The 24,653-nt window shown below is 73.7% G+C and carries 2 protein-coding genes and 1 pseudogene; 1 reads left to right on the top strand and 2 read right to left on the bottom strand.

The window, feature by feature from the left end; translation table 11 throughout:
• Window positions 1-58: 58 nt before the first annotated feature.
• Window positions 59-1,273 carry a 5-aminolevulinate synthase gene (hemA, locus tag ACFZB9_RS17750; protein ID WP_391448574.1) on the bottom strand — a complete coding sequence of 405 codons (1,215 nt, stop codon included), beginning with the start codon at window positions 1,271-1,273 and terminating at the stop codon, window positions 59-61.
• Window positions 1,274-1,345: 72 nt separating this feature from the next.
• A pseudogene (locus ACFZB9_RS17745) lies at window positions 1,346-2,809 on the bottom strand (class I adenylate-forming enzyme family protein); the annotation flags it as partial.
• A gap of 437 nt (window positions 2,810-3,246) precedes the next feature.
• Between ACFZB9_RS17745 and ACFZB9_RS17740 the strand changes: the two are divergent.
• A complete protein-coding gene (locus tag ACFZB9_RS17740; protein WP_391448107.1) occupies window positions 3,247-24,558 on the top strand; it encodes an SDR family NAD(P)-dependent oxidoreductase in 21,312 nt (7,103 codons plus the stop codon).
• Window positions 24,559-24,653 lie beyond the last annotated feature (95 nt).

The raw sequence follows: 24,653 nt of genomic DNA, 5'->3' as shown, positions 1-24,653 counted from the left end.
GTACGGCGGCGGGCCGGGGGACGGGGCCCCCGGTGCACCCGGCCCGCCGCCGTGGCCCTCAGCCCTCGGTGCGGGCGATGCCGAGCTCCTGCCAGATGGCCTCCAGCGCCTCGGCGAACTTCTCGACATCGGCCGTGGTGTGGGTGGCCGAGGGTGCCACCCGCAGGATCTCCTCGCCCTCGCGGACACTCGGGGCGTTGATCGCCTGCACGTAGATGCCGTAGCGCTCCAGCAGCATGGCCGAGGCCTGGCGGCAGGTGCTGTCCTCGCCGACGAAGACGGAGACGATGTGGGACATCGGCGAGACGAACGGGATCCGCCGCTCGGTGAGCAGCCGGTGCAGCAGCTGCGCGTTCTCCCGCAGGCGGGTGCGCTCCTCGTCGCAGGCGCGCAGGTGCCGCACCGCCGCGAGCGCACCGGCCGCGATGGCCGGCGGCAGCGAGGTGGTGAAGATGAAGCCGCGCGCGAAGCCGCGCACCGCGTCGATCATCGCGGCCGGGCCGGCGATGTAGCCGCCGCAGGTGCCGAAGCCCTTGGCCAGCGTGCCCATCACGACGGTGAACCGGTCGGCGATGCCCTGCTGGGCGGCGATGCCCGCACCCTCGGGGCCGTACATGCCGACCGCGTGCACCTCGTCGATGTACGTGGTGGCGCGGTACCGCTTCGCGACCTCGGCGATCTCGGCGAGCGGCGCGATGTCACCGGACATCGAGTACACCGACTCCATGATGACGATCTTGGGACGGTCGCCGTCGGCGGCCATCAGCTCTTCCAGGTGCGCGACGTCGTTGTGGCGGAAGATCCGCTTCTCCACACCGCTGTGTCGCAGGCCGTCGATGATCGAGGCGTGGTTCAGCTGGTCGGAGTAGACGACGGTGCCGGGCATCCGGCCGGCCAGCACGGTCAGCGCGGCGTCGTTCGCGGTGTAGCCGGAGGTGAACAGCAGCGCCGCCTCCTTGCCGTGCAGCGCGGCGAGTTCCTGCTCCAGCAGGACGTGGTAGTAGTTCGTGCCGCCGATGTTGCGCGAACCGCCGGAGCCGGCACCGAAGCTGTCGATGGCCTCCTTCATGGCTGTCAGCACCGACGGGTTCTGGCCCATGCCGAGGTAGTCGTTGCTGCACCAGACGCTGATCTCCAGCTCGCCGCCCTGGTGCCCCTCGCGCGCGGTGGCGGTGGGGAACCGCCCGGCGCGGCGGCCGATCTCCAGGAACTGCCGGGCCTGGTCGCCGAATTCCCGCATCTCCCGGGTGAAGAATTCCAGGTGTTGGGTCATGGTGGTGTCACTCGCCTTCTGAGGAACGAGGCCCAGCGCGCGCAGCTGCGGCTTGTCCGGCTTGCCGGCGGCGTTCAGCGGGAGCTCGTCGAGCAGCATGAGGTGTTCGGGGGCGTGCACGGGGGACAGGGCCGCGGCGACCTGGGACCGGATCTCCTCGGTGCCGAGGGTGGCGCCCGGCTGCAGCACCACGGCCGCATGCACGTGTTCGAGGCTGTCCGCGTCCCGGACGCCGTAGACCGCGGCGTGCGCGACGCCGGGCAGGGCCAGGATGGTGCGCTCGACCTCGACCGGGTGGACCTTGACGCCCCGGGTCTTGACGACGTCGGCGATCCGGTCCAGCAGGTACAGCAGGCCGTCCTCGTCCAGGCGGCCGAGGTCGCCGGTGCGCACCCACCCGTCGCGCAGCACCGTGGCCGACAGCTCGGGGTCGTTCCAGTAGCCGTCCATCACGTGCGGCGAACGGAACCACACCTCGCCCTGGGCGCCCACCGGGACCTCCGCACCGGAGTCGGGGTCGCACACCTTGACCTCGACCTCGGGGAAGGGGCGGCCCACCGAGGAGAGCAGGCGCGGGTCCTGGTGGTCCCAGGGGGTGAGGTGGGTGATCCGGCCGCCCTCGCTGGCGCCGTAGGCCTGGAACAGCCGGGTGCCGAACACCTCGACGGCGTCGGCCAGTCGGGCGGGTGCCGCGGCGCTGCCGGTGTAGATCAGCAGCCAGAGCGTGGCCAGGTCGGCCGTGCGGCTGTCGGGGTGGTCGAGCAGCCGGTAGAGGTGCTCGGTGGCCATGAAGGTCCGGGTGATCTTCTGCTCGGCCACCGCGCGCAGCACCGCGCCGGGCTCGAACTCCTCGTGCAGCACGACCGTTCCACCGGAGAGGAGCACGGCGTCGGCCATCGGGCCGACCGTGTGGCTCAGCGGGGTGGTGACCAGCATCCGGGGGTGGTCGGCCTCGATCATCGAGCCGAGGTTGGTGCGGACGCTGCTCTCCCAGATGGGGTTCGACATCCGGATCCCCTTGGGACGGCCGGTGCTGCCGCTGGTGAACACCACCGCAGCCAGGGCCTCGGCGTCGAACGGAGCGGCCTCACCGAGCTCTGCCGCGGGCACCGGCGCGATCGGGACCGCCCCCGCCTCCTCCAGACCGAACCCGGTGAGCACCGGCGTGTTCTGCGTCAGCGCGGCCAACTCCGCGGCCCGCCCCACGTTTTCGGCATCGGTGAAGAGTACCGAGACGGCCGTGTCGCGCACGATCCGCAGCTGCCCCTCGATGGGCAGCGCCCGCCCGGCCGACCCCGGGTTGATCGTGCCGAGGTAGCAGACGGCGGCACCCAGCAGATGGGCGGCGTAGCGCGCGCCGAACATGTCGGGGCTGTTGGGCGTCACCAGGATGCCCACCATGCTCCCGGGGCCGACCCCGAGCCCGCGCAGGGTGTGCACCGCGCCGGTCACGGCGTCGGCGAACTCGCCCGCCGGTACGTCCCGCCCATGCCAGTGCAGGGCGGCGCGCCCCGGGTCCGCCGCCAGCGTCGACATGATCTGGGCGGCGTAACCGCCGGTCCGCGAGTCGTCCGGATCAGCCATGGTGACCTCGATTCAATGCGCTTGAGCTGGTCTTGCGGGCTCCGCGGTCTCGCCACGGACCCACGCCAGCCTTTCCGGTGCGCCGACCCGCCGACAATGGGCGAACGGGCCGCCGGACCGGGCCCCCACCGCGGGGCACCACCGGGGTACCCGATCGGCTACTGCCGGATCGGCGCACGCCACGGCCGCGGTGAGTGGTGCGCCGAGCAGCTCGCCGAGCCGCTTTGAGCAGCGTCCTAGGGGACGGTTAGGGGTTGAGGGGCCCCTGGGGCCCGACCATCATCTGGCTAGCGAAATGCCATGGTCGAGGTGGCTGTGAATTCCTGTCGGTGAAATCCGTCGAAGCGCGACGTGGGCCGACCGGATGCGTTGAAGAGGTGGGCAATCAGATGGCGAATGAAGAGACGCTTCGTGACTACCTCAAGTGGGTGACCGCCGACCTGGCGCAGACCCGCCAGCGCCTCCAGGAGGTGGAGAGCGCCGACCACGAGCCGATCGCGATCGTCGGCATGGCCTGCCGCTTCCCCGGTGACGTCACCTCTCCCGAGGAGCTGTGGCGCCTGGTGCGCGAGGGCCGGGACGCCGTCGACGCCTTCCCGGTCAACCGCGGCTGGGACCTCGACGCCATCTACCACCCGGACCCGGAGCACCCGGGCACCTCGTACATCAACGAGGGCGGGTTCCTGCACCGGGCCACCGAGTTCGACCCGGCGTTCTTCGGCATCTCGCCGCGCGAGGCGCTCGCGATGGACCCGCAGCAGCGGCTGCTCCTGACGACCTCCTGGGAGGCCTTCGAGCGGGCCGGCATCGACCCGGCCACCCTGCGCGGCAGCCGCACCGGTGTCTTCGCCGGTGTCATCCACCACAACTACGCCGCCCGCCTGCACGCCGTGCCGGAGGGCGTCGAGGCGTTTCTGGGCACCGGCAGCTCGGCCAGCATCGCCTCCGGCCGGGTCGCCTACGCGCTGGGCCTGGAGGGCCCGGCACTGACCATCGACACCGCCTGCTCCTCCTCGCTGGTCGCCCTGCACCTGGCCGTGCAGTCGCTGCGCCGCGGCGAGTCCACGCTGGCGCTGGCCGGCGGCGTCACCGTGATGTCCACCCCCGACGCGTTCATCGACTTCAGCCGCCAGCGCGGCCTGGCCGGCGACGGGCGCTGCAAGGCGTTCTCCGCCGATGCGGACGGCACCGGCTGGGGCGAGGGCGTCGGCATGCTGCTCGTCGAACGGCTCTCCGACGCGCGGCGCAACGGGCACCCCGTGCTGGCGATCGTGCGCGGCACCGCCGTCAACCAGGACGGCGCCAGCAACGGCCTGACCGCCCCCAGCGGCCCCTCCCAGCAGCGCGTCATCCGCCAGGCCCTGGCCGACGCCCGGCTGACGCCCCAGCAGGTCGACGCCGTCGAGGCGCACGGCACCGGCACCTCGCTCGGCGACCCGATCGAGGCCCAGGCGCTGCTCGCCACCTACGGCCAGGACCGCCCCGAGGACCGCCCGCTCTGGCTCGGCTCGGTCAAGTCCAACCTCAACCACACCCAGGCCGCCGCCGGCGTCGCCGGTGTGATCAAGATGGTCGAGGCGATGCGCCACGGGGTGCTGCCCCGCACTCTGTACGCCGAGCAGCCCTCGCCGGTGGTCGACTGGACCGCGGGCGCCGTACGGCTGCTCGCCGCGGAGCAGGACTGGCCGCAGGGCGAGGAGCCGCGCCGGGCCGCCGTCTCCTCCTTCGGTTTCAGCGGCACCAACGCGCACGCCATCCTCGAACAGGCGCCGCAGCCCGAGGCGGCCGCCGAGCAGCCCGCGGTGACCGTGCGCACGCCGGTGGTGCCGTGGGTGCTGTCGGGGCGCACCGAGCAGGCGCTGGCCGAGCAGGCCGGGCGGCTCCTCGCCAGGCTGGACGCCGGGACCGGGACTGACGCCGGGACTGGGACCGGGCCTGACGCCGGGCCTGAGCTGGACGCCGGGCCTGAGCTGGACGCCGGGCCTGAGCCGGACCCGGCTGACGTGGCCTTCTCGCTGGCCACCACCCGGTCCGCCTTCGAGCACCGGGCCGTCGTGGTCGGCGGCGACCGCGCGGAACTGCGCCGGGCGGTGGCGGCGCTGGCCCGCGGCGAGGCGGCCGCGAACGCGCAGCAGGGCAGCACCGGCCCGGTCGGCCGGGTGGCGTTCCTCTTTGCCGGCCAGGGCAGCCAGCGCCCCGGCATGGGCGCCGAACTGTACGACGCCTTCCCGGTGTTCGCCGAGGCCTACGACGCGGTCTGCGCCGAGCTGGACCGCTACCTGGAGCGCCCGCTCAAGGAGGCCGTCGCCGACCCCGAACTGATCCACCGGACCGACTGCACGCAGCCCGCGCTCTTCGCGATCGAGGTGGCGCTGTTCCGCCTGGCCGAGTCCTGGGGCGTGCGTCCCGACTACCTGGCCGGGCACTCGATCGGCGAACTGGCCGCCGCGCACGTCGCCGGTGTGCTGACCCTCGGCCACGCCGCCGCACTGGTCGCCGCCCGCGGCCGTCTGATGCAGGCGCTGCCCGGCGGCGGCGCGATGGTGGCCGTGCAGGCCGCCGAGGCCGAGGTGCTGCCGCTGCTCGCCGACCGCGCGGACGTGGGCATCGCCGCCGTCAACGGCCCGGCCTCCGTGGTGATTTCGGGCGCCGAGCAGAGCGTGCTGGCGGTGGCCGAACAGCTCGCGCGGCTGGGCCGCAAGACCAAGCGCCTCGCCGTCGGCCACGCCTTCCACTCGCCGCTGATGAGCGGCATGCTCGACACCTTCCGCGCCGTCGCCGAGCGGCTGAGCTACGCGGCGCCGCGGATCCCGATCGTCTCCACCGTCACCGGCCGGCTCGCCACCGCCGAGGAACTCGGCTCCGCGGACTACTGGGTGCGCCACGTCCGCGAGGCCGTGCGCTTCCAGGACGCGGTGGCCGGGCTGGAGGGCGAGGGCGTCCGCAGCTACCTGGAGCTGGGCCCCGACGGCACCCTCACCGCGCTGGCCCAGGACTGCGTCACCAAGGACGCCGTGCTCGCCCCGGTGCTGCGGCCCGGTCGCCCGGAGGCCGAGGCGTTCACCGCCGGCCTGGCACGGCTCTTCGTGCGCGGGGTCAGGCTCGACTGGCCGGCCGTCTTCGCGGGGCGCGGCGCCCGGCGCGTCGACCTGCCCACCTACGCCTTCCAGGACGAGGAGTACTGGATCGACCGCTCGGCCCCGCTGCCCGCCGACGCGCGCGCGATCGGCCTCGGCTCGGCCGACCACCCGCTGCTCGGCGCGGCCGTGGCGCTCGCCGACAGCGACGGCTTCTTCTTCTCCGGCCGGCTCGCGGTGGACACCCACCCCTGGCTGGCCGACCACGCGGTGGCCGGCTCGGTACTGCTGCCCGGCACCGCCTTCGTCGAACTGGCGATGCGCGCCGGGGACCACGTCGGCTGCGACCGGCTGGAGGAGCTGACCCTGGCGGCGCCGCTGGTGCTGCCCGAAACGGGCGGCGTTCAGGTGCAGTTGTGGGTCGGACAGGTGGAGCCGACCGGGCTGCGCCCGCTGACCGTCTACTCCCGCCCCGAGGCCGCCGAGGCCGAGGAGCCGTGGACCCGGCACGCCGAGGGGCTGCTCGCCGCGGGCGTGCCCGGCGCGGGAGCCGGCACGCCCGGGGCCGGCTTCGACCCTGCCGTCTGGCCGCCCGCCGAGGCCCGCCCGGTCGAGCTCAGCGGCTTCTACCAGGCCCTCGCCGAGGCCGACTTCGGCTACGGCCCGGTCTTCCAGGGCCTGCGCGCCGCCTGGGTGCGCGGCGAGGAGGTCTTCGCCGAGGTCGCCCTGCCCGGGACCGCGGTGACCGAGGCGGCCGGCTTCGGCCTGCACCCCGCGCTGCTCGACGCGGCCTTGCACGCCGTGGCCCTCACCGCCGACCCGGCCGGCCCCTCCCAGGGGCGGCTGCCGTTCTCCTGGACCGGCGTCGCGCTGCACGCCGTCGGCGCCGCCACGCTGCGGGTGCGGATCGTCCCGGCCGGGACGGACACCGTCGCGCTCACCGCCGTGGACGGCGCAGGTGCGCTGGTCTCCACGGTCGAGAGCCTGGTGCTGCGCCCGATCGCCCCCGAGCACCTCCAGGAGGCCGACCGCCGGGCCGCCGCCGTCGCCGACGCGCTCTTCGCAGTGAACTGGACGCCCCTCGCGCTGCCCGACACCACCGACGCACCCGCCGAGCGGCACACCGTCGTCGGCGCCGACACCCTCGGCCTGGCCGCCGGCCTGCTCGCCGCCGGGCACGGCGTCGACACCCCGGAGAGCCTGACCGCCCTGGCCGCGCGCCTGGGCACCGACGGGCCCGCGCCGACCACCCTCTACCTGCCGATCGGCTCGGCCGCCTCGGGTTCGGCCGCCTCGGGTTCGGCCGTCGAGGTCCGCACGGCTGTCCATGAGGTGCTCGCCCTGCTCCAGGAGTGGCTGGCCGAGGAGGCGTTCGCCGAGTCGCGCCTGGTCGTGGTGACCCGGGGTGCGGTATCCGTCGGCGCAGGCGAGGACGTCACCGACCTGCCGTCGGCGGCTGTGCTCGGTCTGTTGCGGTCGGCGCAGTCGGAGAATCCGGGCCGGATCGTGCTGGTGGACGTGGACGACGCCTCGCCGGCCGCGCTGCCGGGTGCGATTGACGCGGGGGAGCCGCAGGTGGCGCTGCGTGCGGGTGCGGCTTTCGTGCCGCGTCTGGCGCGGGTGGCGTCGCCTGCTGAGGTGTCGCCGCTGGTGCTGGACCCGGAGGGTACGGTGCTGGTGACCGGTGCGACCGGGACGTTGGGCGGTCTCTTCGCCCGCCACCTGGTGACCGAGTACGGTGCCCGGCGTCTGCTGCTGGTCTCGCGTCGTGGTGAAGCAGCTGAGGGCGCCGCCGAGTTGGCGTCCGATCTGACGGAGTTGGGTGCTGCGGTGCGGTTCGCGGCCTGTGATGTGGCCGACCGGGAGGCGCTGGCCGGGCTGCTCGGTTCGCTGGAGCATCCGCTGACGGCCGTGGTGCACACGGCCGGTGTGCTGGACGACGGTGTGATCTCCTCGCTGACCCCCGAGCGGCTGGATGCGGTGCTTCGGCCGAAGGTCGACGCGGCCTGGCATCTGCACGAGTTGACGAAGCATCAGGATCTTGCCGCGTTCATCGTCTTCTCCTCCGCCGCCGGTGTGTTCGGTGCGGCGGGGCAGGGCAACTACGCGGCCGCCAACGCCTTCCTGGACGCACTCGCCGAGCAGCGCCGGGCGGCCGGTCTGCCGGCCACCTCGCTGGCCTGGGGCCTGTGGGCCGGCGGCATGGCCGGCGCCCTGGAGGAGGCCGACGTCGAGCGGATGACCCGCAACGGCGTCGCCCCGCTCACCGCCGAGCTGGGCCTGGCCCTGTTCGACGCGGCCCTGGCCCGGCCTGCCGCCACCCTGGTGCCGATCCGGCTCGACCAGGCCGGACTGCGTCACCAGGCCAGGACCGGCCGCCTGCCCGCCGTGCTGACCGGCCTGGTCCGCACCCCGGTCCGCCGGACGGCCGCCGCCGGCGGCACGGGTGGGGACGCCTCGCTGGTGCAGCGCCTGCTCGCGCTCACCGAGGAGGAGCAGCAGCGTGCCCTGGTCGAGCTGGTCCGCACCCAGGTCGCCCTGGTGCTGGGCCATGCGGGCGCCCACACCGTCGACCCGGCCAAGGCGTTCCGCGAGATCGGCTTCGACTCGCTGACCTCGGTCGAACTGCGCAACCGCCTCAACACGGTCGCCGGTGTCCGCCTCCCGGCCACCGTCGTCTTCGACTACCCGACCCCCGCCGCGCTCGCCGGCTACCTGCACGCCGAGGCACTGGGCCTGAGCGAAGCCGCCACCGGGACGCTCCCCGTGCCGATGGCCGCCGTCCCGGACGAGCCGATCGCCATCGTCGGCATGGCTTGCCGCTACCCGGGCGGCGTGCGCTCGCCCGAGGACCTGTGGCAGATGATCGCCGCCGGGGTCGACGGCATCTCGCCCTTCCCCACCGACCGCGGCTGGGACGTCGAGAACCTCTACCACCCGGACCCCGACCACCCCGGCACCTCGTACACCAGCGAGGGCGGGTTCCTGCACAACGCCAGCGAGTTCGACCCGGGCTTCTTCGGCATCTCGCCGCGCGAGGCGCTGGCCATGGACCCGCAGCAGCGGCTGCTCCTTGAGACCTCGTGGGAGGCGTTCGAGCGGGCCGGCATCGACCTGGACACCGTGCGGGGCAGCCGGACCGGTGTCTTCGCCGGGATCATGTACCACGACTACATCACGCGGCTGCCGGCCATCCCGCCGGGCGTCGAGGGCTACCTGGGCACCGGCAACTCGGGCAGCATCGCCTCGGGCCGCGTCTCCTACGTGCTGGGCCTGGAGGGCCCGGCCGTCACCGTCGACACCGCCTGCTCCTCCTCGCTGGTCGCGCTGCACTGGGCGATCCAGGCGCTGCGGACCGGCGAGTGCACGCTGGCGCTGGCCGGTGGCGCGACCGTGATGGCCAAGCCCGACACCTTCGTCGACTTCAGCCGCCAGCGCGGCCTGGCCCGCGACGGGCGCTGCAAGTCGTTCTCGGACGACGCGGACGGCACCGGCTGGGCCGAGGGCGCGGGCATGCTGCTGGTCGAGCGGCTCTCCGACGCGCGGCGCAACGGGCACCCGGTGCTGGCGATCGTGCGCGGCTCGGCGATCAACCAGGACGGCGCGAGCAACGGCCTCACGGCGCCGAACGGGCCCTCCCAGCAGCGGGTGATCCGCCAGGCACTGGCCTCGGCCGGGCTGACCGGGGACCAGGTCGACCTGGTGGAGGCGCACGGCACCGGCACCACCCTCGGCGACCCGATCGAAGCCCAGGCGCTGCTCGCCACCTACGGTCAGGAGCACACCGAGGAGCAGCCGCTCTGGCTCGGCTCGGTCAAGTCCAACCTGGGCCACACCCAGGCGGCGGCCGGTGTCGCGGGCATCATCAAGGTGATCATGGCGATGCGGCACGGGGTGCTGCCGCAGACGCTGCACGTCGGTGAGCCGTCCACGCACGTGGACTGGTCGATGGGCGCGGTGGCGCTGCTGACCGAGGCCCGGGAGTGGCCGCAGGGCGACCGGCCGCGCCGGGCCGGCGTCTCCTCCTTCGGGATCAGCGGCACCAACGCGCACGCCATCATCGAGGAGCCGCCCGCCCTGCCTCGCGCCGGGGGCCGGCAGCCCTCGCGTGCGCTGTCTGTGGCGCCTGTGGCGCCTGTCGTGCCTGTCGTGCTGTCGGCGAAGAGCCCCGAGGCCCTGCGGGCGCAGGCCGGCCGGCTGAGCGAGCACCTGCGGGAGCGACCCGGGGCCACCCTGCTCGACCTCGGCTTCTCGCTCGCCACCACCCGCACCGCCTTCGAACACCGCGCGGTCCTGCCGATCGCCGAATCCGGACTGCTCGGCGCGGAGTTGGCCGCCCTGGCGGCCGGTGAACCGGGCTCGCGCGCGGTGCTGGGGGCGGCGGGTGCGGCGGGGCGGACGGCGTTCCTCTTCGCGGGGCAGGGGAGTCAGCGGGTCGGGATGGGTGCTGAACTCTACGACGCCTTCCCGGTGTTCGCGGCGGCCTATGACGCGGTCCGGGTGGAGCTGGACCGGCATCTCGACACTCCGCTCAAGGACGCCTCCGAGCTGGTCGACCAGACCGCCTGCACCCAGCCTGCGCTCTTCGCGTTGGAGGTGGCGCTCTTCCGGCTCGTTGAGTCGTGGGGTGTGCGGCCGGACTTCCTGGCGGGGCATTCGATCGGTGAGGTGGCGGCCGCGCATGTGGCCGGTGTGTTCTCGCTGGCGGATGCGGCGCGGCTGGTGGTGGCGCGTGGTCGCCTGATGCAGGCGCTGCCCTCTGGTGGGGCGATGGTGGCGGTGCAGGCGAGTGAGGCGGAGGTGCTGCCGCTGCTGGCCGACCGTTCGGATGTCGGTATCGCGGCTGTCAACGGGCCTTCTTCGGTGGTGCTTTCGGGGGCCGAGTCGGCGGTGCTGGAGGTGGTGGAGCAGCTGGGCGGCAAGTCCAAGCGGCTGACGGTCAGTCATGCGTTCCACTCGCCGTTGATGGAGCCGATGCTGGCCGAGTTCCGGGCAGTGGTCTCGGAGTTGGTCCTCGACGAGCCGAAGGTCCCGATCGTCTCGACGTTGGAGCTGGGCGCGGATCTGACCTCGGTCGAGTACTGGGTGCGCCATGTCCGCGAGGCGGTGCGTTTCGCGGATGCGATCGTGGCGTTGGAGGCGGAGGGGGTCCGCGGTTTCCTGGAGCTGGGCCCGGACGGCACGCTGTCCGCGCTCGGTCAGGCGTGTGTGGCGGTTGAGGACGAGGTGGTCTTCGCCCCGGTGTTGCGCCGGGATCGGGCGGAGGCGGAGACCTTTACCGCCGGTCTGGCGCAGCTGTACGTGCGGGGTGTGAAGCTCGACTGGTCGGCCGTCTTCGCGGACACCGACGCCCAGCGGATCGACCTGCCCACCTACGCCTTCCAGTACGAGCGCTACTGGCTGGAGGCGCCGCCGATCCCGGTGGGCGAGGCGGCCGTTGCGCTGCTCGGCCTCGACCTGGCGGACCACCCGCTGCTCGGCGCCTTCGTCGCGCCGGCCGACGCCGACGGGCTGCTCTTCACCGGCCGGCTCGCGGTGGACACCCACCCGTGGCTCGCCGACCACGCTGTCGGCGAGGTCGTCCTGCTGCCGGGCACCGCCTTCGTCGAACTGGCGATCCGGGCCGGTGACCAGGTCGGCTGCGACCTGCTGGAGGAGCTGACGCTGGAGGCACCGCTCGTCCTGCCGGAGCGCGGCGGCGTGCAGGTCCAGGTCGCGGTGGGCGGGCCCGACGAGGCCGGTCGACGTCACCTCTCTGTCCACTCGCGGCTGGAGGACGCCGCGCCGGTGGGGGCACCTCCCAGCCGTCAGGCTGGGGGAGAGCTGTGGACGCGGCACGCGACCGGTCTGCTGACGGTGGGTGAGCGGGCGGCGTCGTTCGAGTTCGCGCAGTGGCCGCCGGCCGGTGCGGAGGCGGTGCCGGTCGAGGCGGTCTACCCGACCTTCGAGGCGGCCGGGTTCGGCTACGGTCCGGTGTTCCGGGGGCTGCGGGCGGCCTGGCGGCGCGGCGGTGAGCTGTTCGCCGAGGTGGCGCTGCCGGAGGAGGCCGCCGAGGAGGCAGGCCTGTTCGCGCTGCACCCGGCGTTGCTGGATGCCTCGCTGCATGCGATCGGGCTGGGTGGCTTGGTGGCGGAGACGGGTCAGGGGCGGTTGCCGTTCACGTGGTTGGGTGTGTCGCTCTTTGCCGCCGGTGCGGCGGAGTTGCGGGTGCGGCTGTCGGCTGCGGCTGCGGGTGGGGATGCGGTGTCGCTGGCGGTGGCGGATGGTACCGGTGCGCCGGTGGCGGCGGTCGATTCGCTGGTGCTGCGGCCGTTCTCGGCGGAGCAGTTGGCGGGTGGCGGCGGTCGGCTTGAGGCCTTGTTCCGCCAGGAGTGGTCGGGCGTGGCGCTGTCGTCGGCCGGGTCGCTCGGTGCGGTGGCGGTGCTGGGTGCGGACGCTCTCGGGCTCGCCGGGGCCACGTGCGCCGTGGAGTTGAGCGAGCTGGTCGCGGCGGCGCCGGACACGATCGTGCTGCCCGTCCTGCCGACCGATGCCGAGGATGTGGTCGCGGCCACCCATGAGGCTGTGCAGCAGGCGCTGGCGCTGGTGCAGGAGTGGCTGGCCGAGGAGGCGTTCGCCGAGTCGCGGCTGGTCGTGGTGACGCGGGGTGCGGTGGTCGTCGGCGCAGGTGAGGATGTCGCCGATCTGCCGTCGGCGGCTGTGCTCGGTCTGCTGCGGTCGGCGCAGTCGGAGGATCCGGGCCGGATCGTGCTGGTGGACGTGGACGACGCCTCGCTGTCCGTGCTGCCGGGTGCGATTGACGCGGGGGAGCCGCAGGTGGCGCTGCGCGGGGGTGCGGCTTTCGTGCCGCGTCTGGCACGGGTAGCGGCCGCCGCCGAGGCGTCGCCGCTGGTGCTGGACCCCGAGGGTACGGTGCTGGTGACCGGTGCGACCGGGACGTTGGGCGGTCTCTTCGCCCGCCACCTGGTGACCGAGTACGGTGCGCGCCGTCTGCTGCTGGTCTCGCGTCGTGGTGAAGCAGCTGAGGGCGCCGCCGAGTTGGCGTCCGATCTGATGGAGTTGGGTGCTGCGGTGCGGTTCGCGGCCTGTGATGTGGCCGACCGGGAGGCGCTGGCCGGGCTGCTCGGTTCGCTGGAGCACCCGCTGACGGCCGTGGTGCACACGGCCGGTGTGCTGGACGACGGTGTGATCTCCTCGCTCACTCCGGAGCGGCTGGATGCGGTGCTTCGGCCGAAGGTCGACGCGGCCTGGCATCTGCACGAGTTGACGAAGCATCAGGATCTTGCCGCGTTCATCGTCTTCTCCTCCGCCGCCGGTGTGTTCGGTGCGGCGGGGCAGGGCAACTACGCGGCCGCCAACGCCTTCCTGGACGCACTCGCCGAGCACCGACGCGCCACCGGTCTGCCGGCCACCTCGCTGGCCTGGGGCCTGTGGGCCGAGGACGGCGGCATGGGCGCGGCCCTGGTCCGCTCCGATGTCGAGCGGATGGCGCGTGGCGGTGTCACCGCGCTGACCGCCGAGGACGGCCTGCTGCTCTTCGACGTGTCCGTGCAGGCCCCGGACCCGGTTCTGGTCCCGGTCCAGCTCGATCTCGCGGGCCTGCGCGCCCAGGCGGGCCTCGGCCTGCTGCCGCCGCTGCTGCGCGGCCTGGTCCGGGTGCCGGTGCGACGCGCGGCGAAGGTCGCGGGCGGTGCCGGGTCGGCGCTGGCCCAGCGGCTGGTGGTGCTGCCCGAGGGCGAGCGCGAGGCCGCACTGCTGGAGCTCGTCTGCGCCGAGGTCGCCGCTGTGCTCGGCTACCCGAACCACGTGTCCGTGGACGGTTCGCGGGCCTTCAAGGAGCTCGGCTTCGACTCGCTGACGGCGGTCGAGCTGCGCAACCGTCTCAACGGGGTGACGGGTCTGCGGCTGCCGGCCACGCTGGTCTTCGACTACCCGACCCCGACCGCGCTGGCGGGGCTGCTCGGCGCCGAACTGCTGGGCACACTGCCCGAGGACGGCCTGCCTGCGGTGGTGGCCCCGGCCGTCGACGACGAGCCGATCGCGATCGTGGGCATGGCCTGCCGGTTCCCGGGCGGGGTGGCCTCGCCCGAGGACCTGTGGGACCTGGTGGCGGGCGGCCGGGACGCGGTCTCGTTCTTCCCCGAGGACCGGGGCTGGGACACCGAGCACCTCTACCACCCGGACCCGGACCACCCCGGCACCTCCTACACCCGGGAGGGCGGCTTCCTGCACGAGGCGGGGCTCTTCGACCCGGGCTTCTTCGGCATCTCGCCGCGCGAGGCGCTGTCGATCGACCCGCAGCAGCGGCTGCTCCTTGAGACCTCCTGGGAGACCTTTGAGCGGGCGGGCATCGATCCCACCTCACTCAAGGGCAGCCGGACCGGCGTCTTCGTCGGTGTGATGTACAACGACTACGGCGTCGTGCTCCAGCACTCGATCGAGGGTCTGGAAGGCCAGGTCGGCACCGGGTCGACGGGCAGCGTCGCCTCCGGCCGGGTCTCCTACACGCTGGGCCTGGAGGGTCCGGCGGTGACCATCGACACGGCCTGCTCCTCCTCGCTGGTCGCCCTGCACCTGGCCTGCCAGTCGTTGCGTTCGGGCGAGTCGACGCTGGCGCTGGCGGGCGGTGTCACGGTGATGCTGACGCCGGGCACCTTCGTGGAGTTCAGCCGCCAGCGCGGTCTGGCCGCCGACGGGCGCTGCAAGGCCTTCTCGGACGACGCGGACGGCACTGGCTGGGGCGAGGGCGTCGGCATGGTGCTGGTCGAGCGCCTCTCGGACGCGCGGCGCAACGGGCACCAGGTCCTTGCCATCGTGCGCGGAAGCGCCGTCAACCAGGACGGTGCCTCGAACGGTCTGACCGCGCCGAACGGGCCGTCCCAGCAGCGGGTGATCCGCCAGGCGCTGGCCAACGCGCGTCTGACCCCGGCCCAGGTCGACGCGGTCGAGGCGCACGGTACGGGCACCTCGCTGGGCGACCCGATCGAGGCGCAGGCGCTGCTCGCCACCTACGGTCAGGAGCACACCGAGGAGCAGCCGCTCTGGCTCGGCTCGGTCAAGTCCAACCTGGGTCACACCCAGGCGGCGGCGGGTGCGGCCGGTGTGATCAAGATGGTCATGGCGATGCGCCACGGGGTGCTGCCGCAGACGCTGCACGTCGGTGAGCCCTCCAGCCACGTGGACTGGTCGGCTGGCGCGGTGGAGCTGCTGAGCCGGGCCCAGGAGTGGCCGCGGACCGGCGAGCCCCGCCGGGCCGCCGTCTCCTCCTTCGGGATCAGCGGGACCAACGCGCACGTCCTGCTGGAGCAGGCGCCGGCCGTCGAGGCTGCGCCTGCGCCGGTGGCGGCCGGGCGCATGCCGGTGCTGCGGCCCGTGCTGCCGTGGGTGCTGTCGGCGCGCACCGAGCAGGCGCTGCGGGAGCAGGCCGAGCGGCTGCTGGTCCGCCTGGACGCCGAGCCGGCGCTCGACCCGGCCGACGTCGGTGCCTCGCTGGCGACCGGCCGGGCCGCCCTTGAGTACCGGGCCGCGGTGGTCGGTGGCGACCGGGACGAACTGCGCGAGGTGCTGGCGGCGCTGTCACGCGGCGAGTCGGCGGCGCGTGCCGTGCTCGGGCGGGCCGGCTCGGTGGGGCGGACGGCGTTCCTCTTCGCGGGTCAGGGCAGTCAGCGCCTGGGGATGGGGGCCGAACTCCACGCCGCCTACCCGGTGTTCGCCGAGGCGTATGACGCGGTCCGCGCCGAGCTGGACCGGCACCTGGCGGTGCCGCTGAAGGACGCGGGCGAGCTGCTCGACGAGACGGCCTACACGCAGCCGGCGCTCTTCGCGCTGGAGGTGGCGCTGTTCCGTCTGGTCGAGTCGTGGGGTGTGCGGTCGGACTTCCTGGCGGGGCACTCGATCGGTGAGCTGGCGGCCGCGCACGTGGCGGGTGTGCTCTCGCTGGCCGATGCCGCGCGGTTGGTGGCGGCGCGTGGCCGGTTGATGCAGCAACTGCCCGCCGGTGGGGCGATGGTGGCCGTCCAGGCGAGCGAGGCGGCGGTGCTGCCGCTGCTGGCCGACCGCTCCGACGTGGGTATCGCCGCCGTCAACGGGCCTTCAGCCGTGGTGCTTTCGGGGGTGGAGCAGGCAGTCCTCGAAGTCGCGGAGCAGCTGGGCTGCAAGACCAGGCGACTGACCGTCAGCCACGCGTTCCACTCGCCGCTGATGGAGCCGATGCTGGCGGAGTTCCGTGCGGTGGCCTCGGAGTTGACCTTCCACCAGCCGAAGATCCCGATCGTCTCCACGCTCGACCAGGACGCCGACCTCAGCACGGTTGACTACTGGGTGCGCCACGTCCGCGAGGCCGTCCGCTTCGCCGACGCGATCGCGGCGCTGGAGGCCGAGGGTGTCCGCAGCTTCCTGGAGCTGGGCCCGGACGGCACACTCTCCGCGCTGGCCCAGGACTGTCTGACCGCCGAGGGCGAGGCGCTGTTCGCGCCCGTGCTGCGCCGCGACCGCGCGGAGGCGGAGACCTTCACCCTCGCCCTCGCCCACCTGTACGTACGCGGTGCCAAGGTGGACTGGCCGGCGCACTTCGCCCGGCTCGGCGCCCACCGGGTCGACCTGCCGACCTACGCCTTCCAGCACGAGCGCTACTGGCCCCGACCGTTGACCGGCTGGGTCGGTGACGTCACCTCCGCCGGTCTCGGCTCGGCGGATCACCCGCTGCTCGGTGCCTCGCTGGCGCTCGCGGATGCCGACGGCCACCTGTTCACCGGGCGGCTCGCGGTCGACGCGAAGCCCTGGCTGGCCGACCACGCGGTCGCGGGCAGCGTGCTGCTGCCGGGCACGGCCTTCGTGGAGCTGGCGATCCGGGCCGGTGACCAGGTCGGCTGCGGGCTGCTGGACGAGCTGATGCTGGAGGCGCCGCTCGTCCTGCCGGCCAAGGGCGGTGTGCAGGTGCAGCTCTGGGTGGGCGCGCCGGACGTGGACCGGCGACGCAGCCTCAGCCTGTACTCGCGGGCCGAGGAAGCGCCGTTCGACGAGCCGTGGACGCGGCATGCGACGGGTGTTCTGGCGGTGGGTGAGCGGGCGGCGTCGTTCGAGTTCGCGCAGTGGCCGCCGGCCGGTGCGGAGGCGGTGCCGGTCGAGGCGGTCTATCCGGACTTCGAGGCGGCCGGGTTCGGTTACGGTCCGGTGTTCCGGGGGCTGCGGGCGGCCTGGCGGCGCGGCGGCGAGCTGTTCGCCGAGGTGGCGCTGCCGGAGGAGCAGCGGGCGGAGGCCGGTCTGTTCGGTCTGCACCCGGCGCTGCTGGACGCCTCGCTGCATGCGGTCGGGCTGGGCGGGCTGCTGGACGAGACGGGTCAGGGGCGGTTGCCGTTCGCCTGGTCGGGTGTGTCGCTCTTCGCCGCCGGTGCGGCCGAGTTGCGGGTGCGGCTGACGGCTGCGGGCGCGGACGCGGTGTCGCTGGCGGTGGCCGACGGGTCGGGGGCGCCGGTGGCGTCGGTGGACTCGCTGGTACTGCGGCCCTTCTCGGCCGACCAGTTGGCGGGCCGTGGCGGTCGGCATGATGCGCTGTTCCACCCGGGGTGGACGAGGGTTGCGCTGGCGTCGTCGGTGTCGCTCGGTGCGGTGGCGGTGCTCGGTAGCCACGGTCTCGGGCTCGCCGGGGCCACCTGCGCCGCCGAGTTGGGCGAGCTGGTCGCGGCGGCGCCGGACACGATCGTGCTCCCCGTCCTGCCGACCGACGCCGAGGATGTGGTCGCGGCCACGCACACGGCTGTCCGTCAGATGCTGGCCACCGTCCAGCAGTGGCTGGCCGAGGAGGCGTTCGCCGGCTCTCGGCTGGTCGTGGTGACCCGGGGCGCGGTGGCCGGCAGCACCGAGGACGATGTTCCCGATCTGCCGTCGGCGGCCGTGCTCGGCCTGTTGCGGTCGGCGCAGGCGGAGAATCCGGGCCGGATCGTGCTGGTGGACATGGACGCCATGTCGCTGGCCGCGCTGCCCGGTGCGATCGACGCGGGTGAGCCGCAGCTGGCGCTGCGGGACGGCCGGGCTTTCGCGGCGCGGTTGGCGCGGGTGGTGGTGGCCGAGGCCGAGGTGCCGGTGCTGGATCCGGAGGGCACGGTGCTGCTCACGGGTGCGACGGGCTCGCTGGGTGGTCTGGTGGCCCGGCACGTGGTGACGGAGTACGGTGCGCGCCGCCTGCTGCTGGTGTCGCGTCGTGGTGAAACAGCCCCCGGTGCCGCCGAGTTGGCGGCCGACCTGGTGGAGTTGGGTGCTGTGGTGCGGTTCGCGGCCTGTGATGTGGCCGACCGGGAGGCGCTGTCCGGGCTGCTCGGCTCGTTGGAGCATCCGCTGACGGCCGTGGTGCACACCGCCGGTGTGCTGGACGACGGTGTGATCTCCTCGCTCACCCCGGAGCGGCTGGCCACCGTGCTGCGTCCCAAGGTCGACGCGGCCTGGCATCTGCACGAGCTGACGAAGCATCAGGATCTTGCCGCGTTCCTCGTCTTCTCCTCCGCCGCCGGTGTGTTCGGCAATGCGGGTCAGGGCAACTACGCGGCGGCCAACGCCTTCCTGGATGTGCTCGCCCAGCACCGGCAGGCCGCCGGTCTGCCGGCCACCTCGCTGGCCTGGGGTCTGTGGGCCGAGGACGGCGGCATGGCCGGGGAGTTGGGCGCCACCGAGATGGAGCGGATGGCGCGTGGCGGTGTGCTGCCGCTGTCCGCCGCCGAAGGCCTGGCGCTGCTGGATGCCTCGGTGCGTTCGGGCGATCCGGTACTGGTGCCCGTCCGTCTCGACCAGGCCGGTCTGCGCGAGCGGGCCGAGGCGGGCCTGCTCCCGCCGCTGCTGCGCGGCCTGGTCCGGGCGCCGATGCGCCGCGCTGTCGAGGCCGTCAGCGGTGCCGGCGCTTCGGCCCTGTCCCAGCGGCTGGCGGGCGTGGCCGAGGAGGACCGCGAGGCGGTCGTGCTGGAGCTGGTCTGCGCCGAGGTGGCTGCTGTGCTGGGCTACGCCGGACCGCAGGCGGTGGAGGCCGACCGGGCCTTCAAGGACCTGGGCTTCGACTCGCTGACCGCCGTCGAGCTGCGCAACCGTCTCAACGGGGTGACGGGTCTGCGGCTGCCGGCCACGCTGGTCTTCGACTACCCGACCCCGACTGTGCTGGCCGGGCTGCTCGGCGCCGAACTGCTGGGCACACTGCCCGAGGACGGCCTGCCTGCGGTGGTGGCCCCGGCCGTCGACGACGAGCCGATCGCGATCGTGGGCATGGCCTGCCGGTTCCCGGGCGGGGTGGCCTCGCCGGAGGGGCTGTGGGACCTGGTGGCGGGCGGCCGGGACGCGGTCTCGTTCTTCCCCGAGGACCGGGGCTGGGACACCGAGAACCTCTACCACCCGGACCCGGACCACCCCGGCACCTCCTACACCCGGGAGGGCGGCTTCCTGCACGAGGCGGGGCTCTTCGACCCGGGCTTCTTCGGCATCTCGCCGCGCGAGGCACTCTCGATGGACCCGCAGCAGCGGCTGCTCCTTGAGACCTCCTGGGAGTCGTTCGAGCGGGCGGGTATCGACCCGACCTCGCTCAGGGGCAGCCGGACCGGTGTCTTCGTCGGTGTGATGTACAACGACTACGGCGCGCTGCTCCAGCAGTCCGTGGAGGCGATGGAGGGCCAGGTCGGCACCGGTGCCTCGGGCAGCGTCGCCTCGGGCCGGGTCTCCTACACGCTGGGTCTGGAGGGTCCGGCGGTGACCATCGACACGGCCTGCTCCTCCTCGCTGGTCGCCCTGCACCTGGCCTGCCAGTCGTTGCGTTCGGGCGAGTCGACGCTGGCGCTGGCCGGCGGTGTCACGGTGATGCTGACGCCGGGCACCTTCGTGGAGTTCAGCCGCCAGCGCGGTCTGGCCGCCGACGGGCGCTGCAAGCCTTTCTCGGACGACGCGGACGGCACCGCCTGGGGCGAGGGCGTCGGCATGATCCTGGTCGAGCGACTCTCGGACGCGCGGCGCAACGGGCACCAGGTCCTTGCCATCGTGCGCGGAAGCGCCGTCAACCAGGACGGCGCCTCGAACGGCCTGACCGCCCCCAACGGCCCCTCTCAGCAGCGGGTGATCCGCCAGGCACTGGCCGGCGCGCGCCTGACCCCGGCCCAGGTCGACGCGGTCGAGGCGCACGGCACCGGCACCACCCTCGGCGACCCGATCGAGGCCCAGGCACTGCTCGCCACCTACGGCCGCGAGCACACCGAGGAGCAGCCGCTCTGGCTCGGCTCGGTCAAGTCCAACCTGGGCCACACCCAGGCCGCCGCCGGTGCCGCCGGGATCATGAAGATGGTCATGGCGATGCGCCACGGGGTGCTGCCGAAGACGCTGCACGTCGGGGAGCCGTCCACGCACGTGGACTGGTCGGCGGGCGCGGTCGAGCTGCTGAGCGAGGCGCGGGACTGGCCACGGACCGGCGAACCGCGCCGGGCCGCCGTCTCCTCCTTCGGGTTCAGCGGGACCAACGCGCACATCATCCTTGAGCAGGCGCCGGAGGAGGCCGAACAGGGGCCCGCGACCGACGCGGAGCCGACAACGCCCGCCGTGGTGGTGCCCACGCCGCTGCTGCTCTCCGGCCGCACGGCGCAGGCGCTGCGCGGGCAGGCCGGGCGGCTGCTGGCCCACCTGGACGCTCGGCCGACGCTCGATCCGGTCGACGTCGGGTACTCGCTGGTGACGACGCGCACGGTGCTGGAACACCGCGCGGCCGTCCTGGGCGGCGACCGCGACGAGCTGCGCACCGGCCTGGCGGCCTTGGCACGCGGCGAGTCGGCGGCGCGGGTGGTGATCGGCAGCGCCGGCTCGGCGGGCCGCAGCGCGGTCCTCTTCACCGGTCAGGGCAGCCAGCGCCTCGGGATGGGGGCCGAACTCCACGCCGCTCACCCGGTGTTCGCCGAGGCGTATGACGCGGTCCGCGCGGAGCTGGACCGGCACCTGGAGGTGCCGCTGAAGGACGCGGGCGAGCTGCTCGATGAGACGGCCTACACCCAGCCGGCGCTCTTCGCGCTGGAGGTGGCGCTGTTCCGCCTGGTCGAATCCTGGGGTGTGCGGCCGGACTTCCTGGCGGGGCACTCGATCGGTGAGCTGGCGGCCGCGCACGTGGCGGGTGTGCTCTCGCTGGCCGATGCCGCGCGGTTGGTGGCGGCGCGTGGCCGGTTGATGCAGCAACTGCCCGCCGGTGGCGCGATGGTGGCCGTCCAGGCGAGTGAGGAGGAGCTGCTGCCGCTGCTCGCCGACCGCTCCGACGTGGGGATCGCCGCCGTCAACGGGCCTTCAGCCGTGGTGCTTTCGGGTGCCGAGTCGGCAGTGCTGGAGCTGGCGGAGAAGCTGGACCGCAAGACCAGGCGGCTCGCCGTCAGCCACGCGTTCCACTCGCCGCTGATGGAGCCGATGCTGGCGGAGTTCCGCGCGGTGGCCTCGGAGTTGACCTTCCACCAGCCGAGGATCCCGATCGTCTCGACGCTGGAGATCGGCGCCGATCCGACCTCGGTCGAGTACTGGGTCCGCCACGTCCGCGAGGCCGTCCGCTTCGCGGATGCGATCGCGGTGCTGGAGGCCGAGGGTGTCCGCAGCTTCCTGGAGCTGGGCCCGGACGGCACGCTCTCCGCGCTGGCCCAGGACTGTGCGACCGCCGAGGACGAGGCGCTGTTCGCCCCCGTGCTGCGCCGCGACCGCCCCGAGGCGGAGACCTTCACCCTCGCCCTCGCCCAGCTGCACGCGCGTGGCGTCAAGGTCGACTGGCCGTCCGTCTTCGCCGGGCTCGGCGGTTGCCGGGTCGACCTGCCGACCTACGCCTTCCAGGAGGAGAACTTCTGGCCCCGGGTCCGCACGGGCATGGTGGGCGATGTCGCCTCGGCCGGTCTGGGCGCGGCCGATCACCCGCTGCTGGGCGCGTCGTTGGCGCTCGCGGACGCGGACAGCCACGTCTTCACCGGGCGGCTCGCGCTGGACAGCCACCCGTGGCTGGCCGACCATGCCGTCGCCGGCACGGTGCTGCTGCCGGGCACCGCCTTCGTGGAGCTGGCGATCCGGGCCGGCGACCAGGTCGGCTGCGGCCTGCTGGAGGAGCTGACGCTGGAGGCGCCGCTGATCCTGCCGGCCAAGGGCGCCGTCCAGGTGCAGGTGACGGTCGGTGCGCCGGACGAGGCCGGGCGGCGCGGGATCAGCCTGTACTCGCGGGCCGAGGACGCCGAACCGGATCAGCCGTGGACCCGGCACGCCAACGGCCTGCTGGGACAGGCCCCAGCCGTCGACACCGCTGATGCGCGGGCCGCGCTGCCCGGCGAGCTGACGCAGTGGCCGCCGACCGGTGCGGAGCCCATGGCCATCGACGGTCTGTACGACGGCTTTGCGACGGCCGGGTTCGGCTACGGCCCGGTCTTCCAGGGGCTGCGGGCGGCCTGGCGGCGCGGCGGTGAGCTGTTCGCCGAGGTGGCGCTCCCCGAGGGCAGCCGGGCGGAGGCGGGCCTCTTCGGTCTGCACCCGGCGCTGCTGGACGCCACGCTGCATGCGATCGCCTTGGGCGGGCTGCTGGACGGGACGGGACAGGGGCGGTTGCCTTTCGCCTGGTCGGGTGTGTCGCTCTTCGCCGCCGGTGCGGCGGAGTTGCGGGTGCGGCTGTCGGCGGCCGGAACGGACGCGGTGTCGCTGACGGTGGCCGATGGCAGCGGTGCGCCGGTGGCGTCGGTGGACTCGCTGGTGCTGCGATCCTTCTCGCCCGAACAGTTGGCGGGCAGCGGGGCGCGGCACGAGGCGCTGTTCCGGCCGGAGTGGACGGGCGTGGCGCTGCCGTCGGCCGGATCGCTCGGCACCGTCGGAGTGCTCGGCGCGGACGGCCTCGGGCTGGCGGGTGCGGAGTGCTTCGAGAGCCTGGCGGCACTGGGCGCGATCGTGCCCGACACGGTCGTGGTCCCCGTCCTGCCGACCGACGCCGTGGATGTGGTCGCGGCCACCCATGAGGCTGTGCGACGCACGCTGACGCTGGTGCAGCAGTGGCTGGCCGAGGAGGCGTTCGCCGGCTCCCGGCTGGTGGTGGTGACCCGGGGCGCGGTGGCCGTCAGCACCGAGGAGGATGTCGCCGATCTGCCGTCGGCGGCCGTGCTCGGTCTGCTGCGGTCGGCGCAGTCGGAGAACCCGGGCCGGATCGTGCTGGTGGACGCGGACGACAGGTCGCTGGCCGCGCTGCCCGGTGCGATCGACGCGGGTGAGCCGCAGTTGGCGCTGCGTGCGGGCCGGGCGTTCGCCGTGCGTCTGGCGCGGGTGGTGGTGGCCGAGGCCGAGGTGCCGGTGCTGGATCCGGAGGGCACGGTGCTGCTCACGGGTGCGACGGGTTCGCTGGGTGGTCTGGTGGCCCGGCACGTGGTGACGGAGTACGGTGCGCGCCGCCTGCTGCTGGTGTCGCGTCGTGGTGAAACAGCCCCCGGTGCCGCCGAGTTGGCGGCCGACCTGGTGGAGTTGGGTGCTGCGGTGCGGTTCGCGGCCTGTGATGTGGCCGACCGGGAGGCGCTGGCCGGGCTGCTCGGCTCGTTGGAGCATCCGCTGACGGCCGTGGTGCACACCGCCGGTGTGCTGGACGACGGCATCGTCCCTTCCCTCACCCCCGAGCGGCTGGCCACCGTGCTGCGGCCCAAGGTCGACGCGGCCTGGCATCTGCACGAGCTGACGAAGCATCAGGATCTTGCCGCGTTCCTCGTCTTCTCGTCCGCCGCCGGGGTGTTCGGCAATGCGGGTCAGGGCAACTACGCTGCGGCGAACAGCTTCCTGGACGCGCTCGCTCAGCACCGGCAGACCGCCGGTCTGCCGGCGGCGTCGCTGGCCTGGGGTCTGTGGGCCGAGGACGGCGGCATGGCCGGGGAGCTGGGCGCGGTCGAGATGGAGCGGATGGCGCGAGGTGGTGTGCTGCCGCTGTCCGCCGCCGAGGGGCTGGCGCTGCTGGATGCCTCGGTGCGTTCGGGCGATCCGGTGCTCGTTCCGGTCCGTCTCGACCAGGCCGGTCTGCGCGAGCGGGCCGAGGCGGGCCTGCTCCCGCCGTTGCTGCGCGGCCTGGTGCGTGGCGTCGCCGTCCGCCGGACGGTCGAGGCGAGCGGACCCTCGCTCGCCCAGCGGCTGGCGGGCGTGGCCGAGGAGGACCGCGAGGCGGTCGTGCTGGAGCTGATCTGCGCCGAGGTGGCCGCCGTGCTCGGTTACGCCGGACCGCAGGCGGTGGAGGCCGACCGGGCCTTCAAGGACCTGGGCTTCGACTCCCTGACCGCCGTCGAGCTGCGCAACCGCCTCAACGGGGTCACGGGTCTGCGGCTGCCGGCCACCCTGGTCTTCGACTACCCGACCCCACTGGCCCTGGTCGACCTGCTGCGGGCCGAGGTGGTGCCCGACCCGGCCCAGGCCGTCGCACCGCTGCTCGACGAGCTGGACCGGCTGGAGGCCGCCCTGTTGGGGACGGCACCGGACGACGAGGCCCACCTGCGGGTCGCCAACCGCCTTCAGGCCCTGCTCACCCGGTGGAACGACCAGCAGGCCCCCGCTGCGGACGCCGAGGTGGCCGAACAGCTCGACGAGGCCAGCGACGACGACCTGTTCGACTTCATCGGCAAGGAATTCGGCATCTCCTGATCGCCGCCCGACCGTTCTGCAACATCCCGAGAGGTGACCTGACATGTCGGCTGAGATGGTGGCCGAGGAGAAGCTTCGGTACTTCCTGAAGCGCG

Origin of the sequence: Kitasatospora sp. NPDC008050 (assembly GCF_042957465.1) — a bacterium.
In the GTDB taxonomy this organism is placed as follows: Bacteria; Actinomycetota; Actinomycetes; order Streptomycetales; family Streptomycetaceae; genus Kitasatospora.
Note: the sequence above shows the minus strand (reverse complement) of the source record. Positions and strands in the feature narration are given on the sequence as shown.

What these genes read in the sequence shown, in the direction of transcription:
- hemA (WP_391448574.1), bottom strand. Translation starts at nt 1,273, where the DNA reads ATGACCCAACACCTGGAATTCTTCACCCGGGAGATGCGGGAATTCGGC.
- ACFZB9_RS17740 (WP_391448107.1), top strand. Translation starts at nt 3,247, where the DNA reads ATGGCGAATGAAGAGACGCTTCGTGACTACCTCAAGTGGGTGACCGCC.